The 14,863-nt window shown below is 64.9% G+C and carries 12 protein-coding genes; 1 reads left to right on the plus strand and 11 read right to left on the minus strand.

The window, feature by feature from the left end:
- Positions 1-8: 8 nt before the first annotated feature.
- From ampD to ACQ4MJ_RS01275, 5 genes are read right to left on the minus strand one after another with little or no spacing between them, the layout of a single operon-like run.
- A complete protein-coding gene (gene ampD / locus ACQ4MJ_RS01255; RefSeq protein ID WP_176886985.1) occupies positions 9-638 on the minus strand; it encodes a 1,6-anhydro-N-acetylmuramyl-L-alanine amidase AmpD in 630 nt (209 codons plus the stop codon).
- Positions 622-2,139: a sigma-54-dependent transcriptional regulator gene (locus ACQ4MJ_RS01260; protein ID WP_228896260.1), complete on the minus strand. Its 1,518-nt coding sequence runs from the start codon at positions 2,137-2,139 to the stop codon at positions 622-624. The genes ampD and ACQ4MJ_RS01260 overlap by 17 nt, the downstream gene beginning before the upstream one ends.
- 11 nt (positions 2,140-2,150) lie before the next feature.
- A complete protein-coding gene (locus ACQ4MJ_RS01265) occupies positions 2,151-3,854 on the minus strand; it encodes a two-component system sensor histidine kinase NtrB (RefSeq protein ID WP_431150657.1) in 1,704 nt (567 codons plus the stop codon).
- An 8-nt stretch (positions 3,855-3,862) separates the two neighbouring features.
- Positions 3,863-4,090 (minus strand): PP0621 family protein, encoded by a 228-nt coding sequence (locus ACQ4MJ_RS01270; RefSeq protein WP_431150654.1) that lies wholly within the window; start codon positions 4,088-4,090, stop codon positions 3,863-3,865.
- Entirely contained in the window at positions 4,087-4,884 is a 798-nt protein-coding gene (locus tag ACQ4MJ_RS01275) for a cytochrome C assembly family protein (protein ID WP_055395019.1), read from the minus strand. The genes ACQ4MJ_RS01270 and ACQ4MJ_RS01275 overlap by 4 nt, the downstream gene beginning before the upstream one ends.
- A gap of 69 nt (positions 4,885-4,953) precedes the next feature.
- Here ACQ4MJ_RS01275 and ffh point away from each other — a divergent pair, with 69 nt between their 5' ends.
- Entirely contained in the window at positions 4,954-6,333 is a 1,380-nt protein-coding gene (gene ffh, locus ACQ4MJ_RS01280; RefSeq protein WP_121421114.1) for a signal recognition particle protein, read from the plus strand.
- Between the two features lie 90 nt (positions 6,334-6,423).
- On the opposite strand, the gene ACQ4MJ_RS01285 is transcribed toward ffh, so the two are convergent.
- The 6 genes from ACQ4MJ_RS01285 to ACQ4MJ_RS01310 form a co-directional block, all read right to left on the minus strand.
- A complete protein-coding gene (locus ACQ4MJ_RS01285; protein WP_431150650.1) occupies positions 6,424-7,284 on the minus strand; it encodes a C13 family peptidase in 861 nt (286 codons plus the stop codon).
- Positions 7,285-7,528: 244 nt separating this feature from the next.
- A complete protein-coding gene (mdoH, locus tag ACQ4MJ_RS01290) occupies positions 7,529-9,538 on the minus strand; it encodes a glucans biosynthesis glucosyltransferase MdoH (protein ID WP_431150647.1) in 2,010 nt (669 codons plus the stop codon).
- Positions 9,511-11,082 (minus strand): glucan biosynthesis protein G, encoded by a 1,572-nt coding sequence (locus ACQ4MJ_RS01295; RefSeq protein ID WP_431150645.1) that lies wholly within the window; start codon positions 11,080-11,082, stop codon positions 9,511-9,513. The genes mdoH and ACQ4MJ_RS01295 overlap by 28 nt, the downstream gene beginning before the upstream one ends.
- Positions 11,083-11,263: 181 nt before the next feature.
- Positions 11,264-12,679, minus strand: coding sequence for a sigma 54-interacting transcriptional regulator (locus tag ACQ4MJ_RS01300; RefSeq protein WP_431150643.1), 1,416 nt, complete (start codon positions 12,677-12,679; stop codon positions 11,264-11,266).
- Between the two features lie 30 nt (positions 12,680-12,709).
- Complete coding sequence (locus ACQ4MJ_RS01305; RefSeq protein ID WP_431150641.1) at positions 12,710-13,360, minus strand: hypothetical protein; 651 nt, start codon at positions 13,358-13,360, stop codon at positions 12,710-12,712.
- 25 nt (positions 13,361-13,385) lie between these two features.
- Complete coding sequence (locus ACQ4MJ_RS01310; RefSeq protein WP_431150639.1) at positions 13,386-14,849, minus strand: sensor histidine kinase; 1,464 nt, start codon at positions 14,847-14,849, stop codon at positions 13,386-13,388.
- Between the last annotated feature and the right edge of the window lie 14 nt (positions 14,850-14,863).

The following is a 14,863-nucleotide window of genomic DNA, read 5'->3' on the forward strand; positions in this document are numbered from 1 at the left end:
CAGCGCCCTCAGCGAGCGGCTTGAATGTCAGGCCAGGTGGCTGCCGGAAAACGTTGCATGGGCCAGTTCAGTGCTTTTTGTACCTGCGCCCAATCGAAGCCGGAGCCTGGGTCCTGCTTGCGCCCGGGCGCGATGTGCTCATGCCCTGCGATGTGTTCAATGGGGTAGCGCTGTTCGATGTCCTGGCAGAGCGTTGTCAGGGTCTGGTACTGCGCGGGTTCGAACGCAAGCCCTTCAAGGCCTTCCAGTTCAATGCCAATCGAGTCATCGTTGCACTGGCTGCGGCCACGGTAGGCCGACTGGCCAGCATGCCAGGCCCGAAGATCACAGTCCACAAACTGCCAAAGGGCGCCGGTGCGGTCAATGAAGAAATGCGACGAAACGGCCAAACCACGGATGCTCTGGTAGTAGGGGTGTGCGTCCCAGTCCAGCGAATTGGTGAATAGCTGTTGCACCGCATTCCCGCCATATGTGCCTGGCGGCAAACTGATGGAATGCACCACGATCAGGTCGATGGAGGAACTTGCCGGGGCAGGGCGCACACCATGGTTGGGGGATTCCAGCCTAGTTGCTGCACGGTGCCATCCACCGTCCCAAGGCGTTGATCTGCCTGGTGCCGCGTCAGCCGATCTCGTCATGCGGGTCCTGGTCATTGGGGACGGCGATGTTCAGCCGGGCGATGCGGTAGCGTATCTGACGCAGGCTGATGCCCAGCCGGGCTGCGGTGGCGGTTCTGTTGAAACCCGCTTCGCGCAAGGCTCGTATCAGAATGTCCCGCTCCTGCTGGTCCAGCCAGGCCTGAAGGTCATTGGGCAGAGGGACCGAGCAGCCCGTGCTGGCGGCGGGCTGTGGTGATTGGTAGGCAGGCTGCGCCTCGGTGTGGTTGGGGAGGGTGGGGGCTGGTAGCGTCCGCGCCACCAATGGGGCGGGGGTGCCAGAGGGCCAGTCCACATGCAGCTCGTCTCCGTCGCTGAGTGCCACGGCCCGGTGCAACAGGTTTTCCAGTTCGCGGACGTTGCCGGTCAGGGGGTGTGCGGCAATGGCTTGGAGCGCATGCTCTGTCAGAGAAGGCACTGGCATGCCAGATTCCTGGGCGATGCGCGCCAGAAGTGCGGCACACAGCACAGGCAGATCTTCACGCCGCTCGCGCAACGGGGGGATCACGATTTCGATCACGTTGAGCCGGTAATAGAGATCCTGGCGGAAGCGGCCCGATTGCACGTCGGCGGCCAGGTCGCGGTGTGTGGCGCTCACGATGCGCACATCCACCGTCTCCTCCTGGGTGGAGCCAAGAGGTCGTACGCTGCGCTCCTGGATGGCGCGCAGCAATTTGGACTGCATGGCCAAGGGAAGGTCACCGATTTCGTCCAGAAACAGCGTGCCGCCACGGGCTGCCTGAAAGTAGCCGTCCCGATCCTGGGTGGCACCGGTGTAAGAGCCTTTCCGGGCACCAAAAAATTCTGCCTCCAGCAGGTTTTCTGGGATGGCGCCGCAGTTCACGGCAACCAGGGGACCATCGGCACGCTGGCTGCTGGCATGCAGCGCTTGCGCAACCAGTTCCTTGCCCGTGCCGGATTCCCCATGAATCAGCACGGGCGCCATGCCTCGTGCCACCTTGGCCACGCGCTGCTTGACGTTGCGAATGGCCTCTGAGGTGCCCACCAGCCGGTCCAGTGCGGTGCCCGCTGCCAAGGGGTCTGCGCTGAACGCGCCCTGCCGACTCTGTACGCCGCCGGTGCGTGCGGCCCGGGGCGCGGGGACACCCCCGGTGCCTTGTACGGCCGATGCGACGACCGAGCGGAACTGCTTCAGATCCACGGGTTTGGTCAGATAGTCGAAGGCACCAGAGCGCAGGGCTTCCACGGCGTTCTCTGCGGAGCCATACGCTGTCATGACCACGCAGCGCTCGCGGCGCTGCTGGTCGCGCAGATCCTGCAGCAGTTCCATGCCGAAACCATCGGGCAGGCGCATGTCGGTGATGACGGCGTCAAAGCGGTGGGCCTTGAGCTGTTCGCGCGCCTCCTGGACGCTGGATGCGGTCTCCACCCGATAGCCTTCGCGCAGCAAGGTCAGTTCGTACAAGGTGCGCAGGTCGGGTTCGTCGTCCACGACGAGGATGGAAGCGGTAGGTGCGTTCATGGCAGGGCGTTTCAGACCACGATGGTGTCAAACAGCGTGGCAGCATCGGCAGGGCGTGTGGTGCGGCGAAAGCCGACGGTAAAGGCGTTGCCGCCTACCTCGCCCCGCAAGGTGGTACGGGTCAGCCGCTGGTAGCTGATGGACGCTCCATGGCGCTGACATAACTCGCGGCAAATATAGAGGCCCAGGCCGCTGGAGCGGCTTTCGGAGGAAAAAAACGGTTCGAACAGGTGACGCTCCACGGACTTGTCCATGGGGGCACCGTCGCTCCAGACTTGCAGGCTGGTCTGGCCGGAGGGCAAGGTGCGGGTGGTCACCGTGAGGGAGTCAGGCTCCTGTCCCACATAGCGCAGGGCATTGTCCAGCAGGTTCACGAGCACGCGGCGCAGGTGTTCGGTGTCGAATTCCACCTGCGGATTGCCCGCTTCCAGCATCACTACTGCCCGGCGCTGCACGGGGTCCTGGGCCTGCCAGTCATTCCATATTTGCGACACCGTTTCGTCCAGGGGCAAGGTGGACGCGGGCGCATGGCTGATCTGGTGCTGCACGCGGGCGATATCCAGTACCTCCTCGGCAATGCGCGCGAGGCGGTCGGCGTTCTGCTGCACCATGTGGGCCAGGCGCTTGTGTGCCGGGTCGTGCAGGTCTTCTTCGAGCAAGGCATTGGCCTGCACGATGGCGGCCAGCGGGTTGCGGATCTCATGGGCCACGGCGGCGGACATGCGGCCCATGGCCGCCAGCTTTTCCGTGCGCAGGCGGGCTTCCATCTCGCGCAGGTCGTGCAGAAACATCACGCACAGGCGCTCGGTCTGCGTCTGCCGCGCTGCCTCGCGCGTCGAAGTCAACCACGTGCGTACATGCAACCCGGTGGGGCTTTGTCCCGGGTGCAGGAGGTCTACGTCGGCGGTCTGGGGCTGTTCCTGGCGGAAGGTGCGCCGAGCCAGGATCACGAGCGGATTCCAGGGTGTCTCGGATGCCAGGATGAATGGCAGCTCGGGCAGCGAGGTGCCCCCGAGCAACTGCAGCCCTGCGGGGTTTGCAATGCGCACAACATCGCTTTCGTCCACGACCAACACCCCATCGGTCAGGTTCTGGATGACCAGTGCGCTGACCTGCGTCTGCACGCGGGCAGCAACCTGGCTTTGCTGCGCCACTTCCTGCTCGCGCGCCAGGCGTGTTGCCAGTTGGTGCACAAGATAGCTCACGATGAAATAGCCTGTGCCAGTCAGCGCGCTTTGCAGGTAGCGCGGTGCGTCGTCGCCCGCAGTGCCCGAGCCGAGCCACCAGGCCCAGCCCAGCAGCAGCAGCGTGACGCCTGCTGTGGTGCCCAGTGCCAAGGTCAGCGTTCCCAGCACGGCTGCCATCAGGATGGGCAAGCCAAACAGGGGGGTGTAGTTCATGGTGCCCGCGTTCAGCAGTTGCAGGGCGACAATCGCTGCAAGGTCAACACCAATGGAGGGGAGCCACTGGGGGCCGGTCTTGGGTGAAGGCGGTCTGTGCCTGCCGAGCACGCGCAGCATGACGGCGGCCACCAGATAGGCCACACACACTGCCAGCACGGCGGGTTCGGTGGTCTGGTTGATGGCCTGCCCGGCCCCTTGCAGTACCAGCAGGGCCAGTGCGACCATGACGCGGCCTGTCAGAAAACCGCGCCACAGGCGCACAAATGGCGCATCCATGGTGGACGCAAAGGTGCTTGCGGACAGCGGTGGCATGGTCGGTTTCAGACCGGGCCCAGGCGCCGGTGTTCTGTGCAGCAGTAGGCTTGTTCGCCCACCATCAGTGCATCTGCCTGCGGAATGTGAACGCCGCAGTGGGCGCAGGCCAGCATATTCTGCGGGAGGGTCAGCGGAGGTGCAGGCGTTTTGGAAGCGTTTGCATCTGGCGCGCGTCGGCTGCGCCAGATACCGATGGCGATGGCCAGAACCACCAGCAAGACCAGGTATTTCATGCGCTGCGGCCCAGGACGACTTCCATGACAAAGCGGGAGCCCACATAGGCCAGCAACAGCAGCGCTGATCCGGCGTAGAGCACGCGCACGGCATTGCGTCCCCGCCACCCGAAGCGTGCTCGGCCCACCAGCAACGTGGCAAACGTGATCCAGGACAGCAGCGAGAACACGGCCTTGTGGTCCCACCGCCAGGCCCTGCCGTACAGCGTGTCACCAAACAGCCAGCCAGCCAGCAGCGTGGCAGTCAGCAGGATGAAGCCCGCCGTCACAAACCGGAAGGTCAGGCGCTCCAGCGTGAGCAGGGGGATGCCGCTGTGGGGGTCTTCGGCCTGCCGGATGCGTTGCTCTGCCCGTGTCATCAGCCAGGCGTGCACCACGGCGGCGGCAAACAAGCCATAGCAGGCAATGCCCAGCGCCAAGTGCAGCGGCAGCCAGGCGGAAGCGGTCACATGCAGCGGCTGGCCCGGAAAGAGCATCGCCAGCACAATGGCAACCGCCCCCAGCGCTGCCAGTATCCAGCGTGACTGCATCTGCGGAAACAGCTGCCGCTCTACCGCGTACACCGTCAGCACCAGCCAGGCGGTCATCGACAAGGCGGGTGCAAAACCAAATCGGGGGGAATCGCCCCACAGGCCCCATACCAGCACGGCGCCATGCAGCAACCAGGCCACCAGCAGTGCATTGCGCGCCGCTGTAGCGCCCAGCCGCGAGGATGCGGCAGCCGGAACGGCGTATGCCACGGCAGCGGCCAGGGCCAGGAGCCAGCTGGCAGGGGAAGCACTGGGTAAAATCATGGATCGCAGTTTAGCCTTTCGCCCCACCGCCAGCACCCTGGCGCGCAGGCAACACCGGACATCTCCCCTATGGCCTCCGCCCTTACCGACAAACTCACGCGCCTCGTCAAGGAGATGCGTGGCCAGGCCCGCATCACCGAAACCAATGTGCAGGACATGCTGCGCGAGGTGCGCATGGCCCTGCTCGAAGCCGATGTGGCCCTGCCGGTGGTGCGCGATTTCATCGCCCGTGTCAAAGAGAAGGCCCTGGGCCAGGAAGTGCTGGGTTCGCTCAAGCCGGGGCAGACGCTGGTCAGCATCGTCAATCGTGAACTGGCCGCCACCATGGGCGAAGGCGTGGCTGACATCAACCTGGCCGCCCAGCCGCCCGCCGTGATCCTGATGGCGGGTCTGCAAGGCGCGGGCAAGACCACCACCACGGCCAAGCTGGCCAAGCACCTGATCGAAAAGCGCAAGAAGAAGGTGCTGACCGTGTCGGGCGACGTGTACCGCCCGGCCGCTATCGAGCAGCTCAAGACGGTGACCAAGCAGGCCGGTGCCGAATGGTTTCCCAGCACGCCCGACCAGAAGCCGCTCGACATCGCCCACGCCGCACTGGACTACGCCAAGAAGCACTACTTTGACGTGCTGCTGGTCGATACGGCGGGTCGCCTGGCCATCGATGAAGCCTTGATGAAGGAAATCAAGGACCTGCACGCCGCGCTGAACCCGGTCGAAACCTTGTTCGTGGTTGATGCCATGCAGGGCCAGGACGCGATCAACACGGCCAAGGCCTTCAAGGAAGCGCTGCCGCTCACTGGCATCGTGCTCACCAAGCTCGACGGCGATTCGCGCGGCGGCGCTGCGCTGTCCGTGCGCCAGATCACGGGCGCGCCCATCAAGTTTGCGGGTGTGTCTGAAAAGCTCGATGGCCTGGAGGTGTTCGATGCCGAGCGCCACGCGGGCCGCATTCTGGGCATGGGCGACATCGTGGCCCTGGTGGAGCAGGTCACCGCCGGGGTGGACATGGAGGCCGCGCAAAAGCTGGCGGCCAAGGTCAAGAGTGGCGACGGGTTCGATCTGAACGACTTCCTGTCGCAGATCCAGCAGATGAAGCAGATGGGCGGGCTCTCCAGCCTGATGGACAAGCTGCCGTCTCAGTTGACTGCCAAGGCAGGCGCACTGGACATGGACAAGGCCGAGAAGGACATCAAACGCAAGGAGGGCATCATCCAGAGCATGACGCCGCTGGAGCGCCGCAAGCCCGAACTCATCAAGGCTACGCGCAAGAAGCGCATCGCCAACGGGGCGGGTGTGCAGGTGCAAGAGGTCAACCGCTTGCTCAAGGAGTTTGAGCAGATGCAGGGCATGATGAAGAAGATGAAGGGCGGCGGCCTGATGAAGATGATGAAGAAGATGGGCGGGATGAAGGGTATGGGCGGGGGCGGCATGCCCAAGATGCCTTTCTGAGCCCCCGGCGCTGAAATGCAAAAACCCTGAAGAGGCGCGGCTTCTTCCGGGTTTTTTGCATTCGGGGGAGACGGGCTTGTGGCGGCCGGCTTATGGCGCTTTCGGTGCTTGCAACCAGTTCTTGAGAGGTTGATTCGCCCAGGCCTTGGCCTCGTCACCGACAAAGATGCGCGGCTGGGATGCGGGGACCTTGCGGCGCCTTTCCTGCGCTGCGATGGATTTCTGCGCCTCGCCCATCCAGTCGGTCACAGAACGGTTTTCTGCGCCCGCCTGGCCAAACAGCGCTTCGGCAAACGGTGTGTGGTCGCCTTTGTACTGGCAATTGAAAGTGGTGCGGCGGGCGTCCGTGGCAGTGAGCAGCACGCGGTTCGGAGCTTTCAGGGGCTCGATGAACGCGCCGCTGTAGCAGGCGGAAAGCACCACCAGCGTTGGCACATCGTTGAGCGGGGCCAGCGCATTGCTAAGGATTTGGGGGGTGAGCGGCGGCAGGTGTTTGCCGCCCGCGTTGATGTTGAGCAGACCGGGGTTGCTGTGGGTCGAAATGAGCAGCAGAACGCGGTCTCGCGGGCGCGCCACTTCGGCCATTTTGGACATCACCAGCGCGAAGTTCTCGGGAGTGGCCTGCGGCCAGTCGGCGCTCTGATCGCGTGCCGGGTTGGCCAGCTTGAGCATCAGCGCATTCGGATCGATGTCTTTGACCAGCTTTTCGGCCAGAAGCACGTCGTTGCGGAAAACCTTGGATTGCGAATGCATCGCAAATCCCGCAAAAATGATGCGCCCAGGGGGCTCGGGTGGTGGAGTCGGTGGCGCTGGTGCAACGACCGGGGCCGGTGCTGCCACAGGAGCCTGTGCCGTGGGCACGGCGCAGCCAGTGATGACAAGGGCCAGTGCGAGTGCGCTGGCATGGCACAGCCGCCGGCGGGCGACAGTTAAAAACAGAGACGATTGCATCGATGACAGGGCTGCACACCGCAGAAACCGCGATGAATCGGTTTCACGCACAGGGGCCGGTTGGAAGGGATGCGTATCGTAACGGTGCCCCAACAGCGGGGGGCGCCACCCTGCTGCTGGGGAATTTGCTGATTTTCGGCGCTAGCGCTTGTTGGTAAACATTTTATTGCTATAAATAATGTGGCAATCGCAAAAAAGCCGGTGCATGCACCGGCTTGTGGCTTGTGGCGCAATTGTCACATGCCTACAACGCTGCCAGCGGCGCTGGCCGTGCCAGCCGGCTTGCATGCAGCCAGGCTCGGCGCAGCACCGGCGGTGACCAGGACTCCTCGGGGATCAGCAACAGGCGTTGTGCGCGCATGGCCTTGCCCAACGCGATCTGGCTGGTGAACACGGCCAGCGGTATTGCCAGCGCCAGGGGCAGGCCCACAGGCATGAGCCACAGCAGGGCGCTGCTATCGATCACGGCGACACCGACTGCCAGCAGGGCAATCACCAGGCTCATGGGTGCCAGCTGGCGCACGGCGTGGCGCCAGGGCACGGCATGGGCTTCGCGCGGGGGCGACTTCCATTCCAGCTTCAGGCCGGTGAGCGCAATCAGCACGAACAGCGAATGCGCCAGCATGCGGATGGGGGCCTGCAGGATGGCCAGCACACTCTCCAGCGCGGCGCTCTTGAGCAGGCTGACGGCACCGCCGTATTCCTTTTGCTCGCGGCGCATGAACACGGCGGCCACACCCAGGATGCGGGGCAGGAACAGCATGCACAGCGTCCAGGCCCACAGCGACAGCAATTCGGTCGGCAGGATGTGCCAGTCGGCCACGAGCTTGGCGCCCGACAGCCACAGCGCCGTGCCCAGTGTCAGGAAGGCGAGCCACAGTGGCGCCGACAGGTAGGCCATGGCGCCCGTGATGAACATCGAGCGGTGCACCGCGTGGATGCCGGGCTCGGCCATCAAGCGTGCGTTTTGCAGGTTGCCCTGGCACCAGCGGCGGTCGCGCTGCAGTTCGGCCAGCAGGTCGGGGGGCTGCTGTTCATAGCTGCCAATCAGGTCCGACACCAGCCACACGTGGTAGCCAGCGCGGCGCATCAGCGCGGCTTCGACAAAGTCGTGCGACATGATGCCGCCCGCCAGGCCACCATTGCCCTTGATGGGCGCGAGGGCGCAGTGTTCCATGAAGGGTGCCACGCGAATGATCGCGTTGTGGCCCCAGTAGTGGGATTCACCCAGCTGCCAGTACTGCATGCCCAGCGTAAACAGGCGACCGGTGACGCGTGAGGCGAACTGCTGCGCGCGGGCGTGCAGCGTGACGTGGCCGATGGCCTGGGTTGCCGTCTGGATGATGCCCGCCGTGGGGTTGGCTTCCATGAGCTTGGCCATCGAGACGATGCAGTCACCGCTCATCACGCTGTCGGCGTCCAGCACCACCATGTAGCGGTAGTCCTTGCCCCAGCGGCGGCAGAAGTCGGCCACATTGCCGGCCTTGCGGTGCGTGCGGCGGGCGCGCAGGCGGTAGTACACCTGCACCTGGGGTTGCTGGCTGTGCTGCGCCAGGGCGCTGCGCAGTTCCTCCCAGGCGGCGCGTTCAGCCTGGGCGATGGCTGGGTCATAGCTGTCGGACAGCACAAACACGTCGAAGGTGGCCCCGTGGCCGGTCGATGCCACCGACTCGCACGTTGCCCGCAACCCCGCAAACACGGTGGCCACGTCCTCGTTGCAGATCGGCATGATGATGGCCGTGCGCGCGTCGGGTGCCAGTTCATGCTCCACCACACTGCGCACGGACAGCGCATGCCTGTCGCCGCGCAGCATGACCCAAAAGCCCATCAAGCCGGTGAGAAAGCCGGTGACCACCCAGGCCGACAGCAGGGCAAACAGCGCGATCTGCCCATAGCCCAGCCACGGGTTCTCATACTCAGGCTGCACGCCGGCAAACAGGAAACTCGCCAGGGCCGTGGTCAGCACCGTCAGCACCGCAAAGGTCCAGCGGCGGCGCTGCGCAGCACCCTCCCATTCCTGGGCTGGCCGGTTTTCGGGCGATGCGGGAGGGCTGGTTTCGGTGCGACCGGTCAGCTTGAGAAGCAGGGCTGTGCCCATGCTGTTCCAGAAGCCGCGCCAGGGCACGGGTGCCATGGAACCCCGGTGGACGGGCGGCGCGGTGACGGCATTGGGATGCCGTTCCTCGCGCAGCGTGCTGCGTTGGGGGTGATGGGGCACCGGGGGGCTTACTCGGGAAGAATGATGTGCGTCCATGTTTCACTCACAGCGTTGTTGTCGTGTTGAAGAAAAGCGCGCAGCTCGATCGGTCGATCGGCCTTTTGGCGCTGTACGCGAACGGTCATGCGCCACTGCTCGGTGGCGGGATTGCGGTAGACGATGTTTTCCAGCACCTTGCCGTTGGCATCGCTGGTCACCACGGCTTTCACGGTGGCGTCAGCGGGCAAAGCCTTGAGGGCGGGGCCGTCGAAATCGACCACGTACTGCGCCTGCTGGCGCAAGGCGGCAGCGGTCTCTTTGGTGTAGCCCACGCCCCGGCGCGATTGCGTGGCCCAGGCCCCGGGCGGCCGCTGCTGTTCATCGCCTTGCCAGCTCAGCTCGTAGGCAAATTCCAGGGGCTGGCCGGGGGCGGGCATCTGGGCGGGTACCCAATACGCCACGATGTTGTCGTGCGTTTCGTCGGGGGTGTTGAGCTGCACCAGTTCGACGCGGCCAGCGCCCCAGTCGTGCAGGGGGCGCACCCAGGCACTTGGGCGGCGCTCATAGCGGGCTTCCACGTCCTCATAGTTCGACCATTGGCGGTCGCGCTGCATCAGGCCAAAGCCTTTGGGATTTTTGGTGGCAAACGATGTGACCAGCGTCTGCTTGGGGTTTTGCAGCGGACGCCAGAGCCATTCGCCTTCGCCCGTGGCAATCATCAGCCCGTCGGAGTCATGGACCTCGGGCCGGAAGTCTTCTTTGCGGGGCTGGTTCTCGCCAAAGAAAAACATGCTGGTCAACGGCGCAATGCCCAGCGTGGCGATGGGCTTGCTGCCCGTGGTGGGCCGCACAAAAATGCGGCTGCGCACGGTGGTGGTGGTCTGCGTGCCCGGCTGGATGTCGAAGCGGTAGGCGCCGGTGGCACGGGGCGAATCCAGCAGCGCATACACGGTGACCTGCGTGGACAAGGGATCCGGCCGCACCAGCCAGAACTCCGTGAAGCGTGGGAACTCTTCGCCACTGCCACCCACGGTGTCGATGGCCAGCCCGCGCGCTGACAGGCCGTATTGCTGACCCTTGCCCAGTGCGCGGAAGTAGCTGGCGCCCTGGAAGACCACCAGCTCATCCTTGTAGGCGCTGGAGTTGAGGTGGTTGTGCAGGCGAAAGCCCGCAAAGCCGAGGTCGCCCCAGGCCTCAGGCCGCACCTGGTTCTTGCCGTAGTCGAAGTCCGCGCGGCTGTAGCCGATGTGGCGCGCGCCCTGCGGCGTCACCTCGTTGATCAGCACCGGCTCCTTCTGGTACAGGCCCAGGTGGAAGAACATGGCCTCGAACGGCAGCTTTTCGGCGCGCCACAGGGCACGGTCGGGGCGCCAGCGGATGTCGCGCACCTGGTCGTAGTTAAGTTTGGCGAGGTCGGCGGGGAGCTTGTCGCTGGATGCGCGATAGGGCTTCTCCGCCCGTTCCCGGGCGATGCGGGTGACGCTGTCGAAATCGAAGCTCTGGGCCTGTGCGGCGCCTGCCAACAGGGTGGCGGCCAGCGCTATCGCGGCCTGTGGGAGGCGGCCGGTGAAGCGTGAACAGTGAGAAAAAACAGCTTGCATGCTGAGACTAGGGCAAACCCTGTGCCAGCTTCAAAAAACTGTTTTAAATCAATGGTTTAAGTCATCAATTGCATGTAAGCAGTTGTGCGACCCGTGGATTAGGGGGGAAATCCAGTGTTTTTGTCGCCGAATGGCGACAGCGGGGCGGGGTGCAAGAGAAAAACTGAATCAAATCAACGACCTAGTCGTGTCGCTCATCAGCGACGTCTTCATTGTCCATTGCGTCGTTCTTGAAGTTCCCGGGGGTCAATGCGTGCTTTTGCAGCAGTCGGTAGAACTCTGTGCGGTTGCGCTGTGCCAGGCGCGCCGCGTCGGCTACATTGCCATCCGTCATCTTGAGCAGGCCCACCAGGTACTCGCGCTCAAACCTTTGCCGGGCCTCGGCAAAGCTCAGCACCTGGGTAGATGGCGTGCGCAGCGCGCGCTGCACCAGCGTCAGGGGCACCAGGGGCGTGGTTGACAGGGCACACACCTGTTCGACGACGTTGTAGAGCTGGCGCACGTTGCCAGGCCAGGCGGCCAGGGTCAGTGCCTTGAGCGCCTCGGGTGCAAAGCCTGACAGGCGCTTGTCGTACTTGCGCGCCAGCTTGTCGAGGAAGTGATTGGCCAGCAACGCGATGTCTTCGCGCCGGTCTCCCAGGGTGGGCAGCGCCAGCGTGACCACATTGAGCCGGTAGTACAGGTCTTCGCGGAACTGGGCCGTGGCCATGGCGGATTCCAGGTCGCGGTGCGTGGCCGAGATGATGCGCACGTCGATGGGAATCGACTGGCTGGCACCCACGGGGCGCACCGCGCGCTCTTGCAGCACCCGCAGCAGCTTCACCTGCAGGGCGGGCGGCATGTCGCCAATCTCGTCGAGCAACAAGGTGCCGCCTTCCGCCGCCTGGAACAGCCCCTTGTGGTTGCTCACTGCGTCGGTAAAGGCCCCTTTGACGTGGCCGAACAGTTCGGATTCGAGCAGGGCCTCGGGGATAGCGCCGCAGTTGACCGCCACAAAGGGGTGGCGCGCGCGCGGGCTGGCGCGGTGGATGGCCTGGGCCAGCAGCTCCTTGCCCGAGCCGCTATCGCCCAGCAGCAGCACACTGGCGTCCGACTGGGCCACCATGTAGGCCTCGGCCAGCAGGTCGGTCATGCGGTTGGAACGGCTCACGATGTCGGCACGCCATGCTTCATGGGCGTGGGCATGTGTGACAGCTGGGGCGCTCAGGGCCAGTGCCTGGGCAATCTTTTCCAGCAGTTCCTTGCCGTCGTAGGGCTTGGTGAGGTAGGTGAACACCCCGCGCGAAGTGGCTTCCACCGCGTCGGGAATGGTGCCGTGGGCAGTGAGCAGGATCACCGGCAGCGAAGGGTGTCGCGCACGCACTTCGTCGAACAGCGCGAGGCCATCACGCCCAGGTAGGCGCACATCGCTCAGCACGAGCTGTGGGCGTGTCATGTCCAGCTGCGCTAAGGCCGCCTCGGCCGAGCCCACGGCGATCACGTCGTATCCGGCGGCCTGCAAGCGCAGCGACAGCAGTCGCAGCATGTCGGCATCGTCGTCCACCACAAGGACGCGGGCGCGGGGCGTTGTGCGGGATGGGGTGGGGGCAGCTGCCATGGCGGTTTCCTTTGACACCTTCCTGAGCGATCAGGGCGTGGGGCGCTGGGGGCTGCTGCCCGGGGGCGAGGCGGGGGCGGCAGGAAGCGGGGCCGGGCGCGTGGTCAGGCTGCGTTCGATGGCGCGCACGGCCTCCAGCCGTTCGTTGAGCTGGTCGTTGCGGCGCTGCGCCTCGCGCAGTTGCTGGCCCTGCCGCTCCAGCTGGTCTTCCAGTCTGCGTTGCTGCAGAAGCCGCGACTCCATCAGCCGCGCCAGGGGGTGGAGGGCTTGCGCCGCTGCCGTGGTGTTGCTCATCACACGCTGCACCAGGCCCAGGGCACGGGCCGTATCGACGGGCTGGCGCGTCTGGGCCAAAGCTGCGGCCAGAAGGAGGGGAGTCTCCACCGAGGCATCTTCCGCCTCGCCCAGGCGGGCAATCTCTTTGGCCAGCTCTGCAGGGGCCATGCGCAGGGTACGGTCCGTTTGAGCCAGCACCTGCAGGACCGGGGTGGCATCCGAAGGAGCGCTGGTGGCGGCGGCTGGGTTGGGGCTGGGGGATTCCGTAGCCACCGGGGTTGGCGTGGGGGCGGTCATGGGCGGAACAGGTGCCGCTACCGCTTGGGGCGCCGTCGCATTGCATCCGGCCAACGTGATGGCTGCAGCCAGCAACATCACCCATACCGGAAAGTCGAGGGCGCGCATGTTGGTGGGGTGGACGGGAAGACAACTAGGCAGCATGCGGTAGTTCCATGCGAAAAAAGGTGTGGACGCCATCTTCCACCAACCGCACCTGGCCGCCGTGGGCGACGATGTACTCTTGGACGATGGAAAGCCCGATGCCGGTGCCGCGCACTGCGTCGTCCGGCTGGCGGATGCCACGGTAAAAAGGTTCGAACACGCGGTCACGGTCTGCCTGGGCCACACCGGGGCCCTGGTCCGAAACGTCCACGCGCACGCAGCCCGCATGGCGCGAGAGGGACAGCCGCACCGTTCCCCCTTTGGGCGAAAAACGAATGGCGTTGGACAGCAGGTTGCTGATTGCCGAGGCGATTTTGTCGGCGTCAATGGGCAGAGAGATGGCGGATCCTTCCACCAGCACCCGCAGGCCCCGGGCTTGCCATTGCAGCCGCTGGGCTTCCACCTGGGCTTCCAGCAGCGCGAGCAGATCGGTGTCGCGCCGCTGCAGCTGGCGTGCCTCGAAGGCTGCAGCATTAAAGCGCAGCAAGGCTTCAATCTCACCTTGCAAAACCAATGTGTTGTGGTGAAGGATCTGTGTAACTTCGCGCTGGTCGGCATTGAGTTCACCGGTCACACCGTCCTGCAGCAGCGCCACGCCCTCGCGCATCGCGGCCAGCGGCGTCTTGAGTTCGTGCGAGACATGGCGCAGGAAGCGGGCCTTGTCCGAATCAAGTTCCAGCAGCCTCAGGCGCAGCCATTCCAGCTGCTGCCCCACGCGGCGTACGTCGTCGGGGCCGGAGATCACCACGGGCGCTTCAAGCTGGTTCTCGCCCAAACGCCGGATCGTGCCTTCCAGCCGCTTGAAAGGACGGGCAAGCCAGATGCCCAGCGCCAGGGCCAGGACGAGTGCCAGGACGATCACCCCTACCACCTGGTGCGTCACGTTGCGGCGGCTCGCTTCCACCCGGTCCTGCAGCGCGCGGTTACGTTGTGCATTGATCTCCTGGACCGATTGCACGATGGCGGTATGCAGCGCTTCAAGCGTGACAAATTCTTCCGCTACCCGTTGCTCGTTTTCCAGGGCCCGTTCCGGCGGTGCATCCAGCAGTGCCTTCACGGCGTCAAGATGCGCACGCCACTGGCTGGCCTGGTCTTCGGGAAGGCCGCCCTGGTGCAACTGGTCGAGAACGGCTTGTGCCTCTACGGACATTTCGTTGAAGCTGCGCCGCAGCGGCGCATCCCGCAGCACCAGGGACTGGCGTGCCGCGCGTTCCAGGGCCTGCCCGCGCTGGTTCAATGCCTGGGCCGCTGTGCTCAGCGTGGTGGCCTCGGCGGCACCAAGCCGGCTTTGCACCATGAGCTGCTCCAGGGTGTACAGCGCCCGCAACGAGCTCACCCCCAGCAGTCCCGCTATGAGCAGGAAGGCCAGCAGCAAAAGCTGCTGGAACGAGAGGCCGTGCAGCGGGCCGTCGGCCTTGCGAAGATCCGCGCTTGGCGGGGTGTCTGCCGTCATTGCCAAGGGCGCCG

This window comes from Acidovorax facilis, from assembly GCF_050626955.1.
Taxonomy (GTDB): domain Bacteria; phylum Pseudomonadota; class Gammaproteobacteria; order Burkholderiales; family Burkholderiaceae_C; genus Acidovorax; species Acidovorax facilis.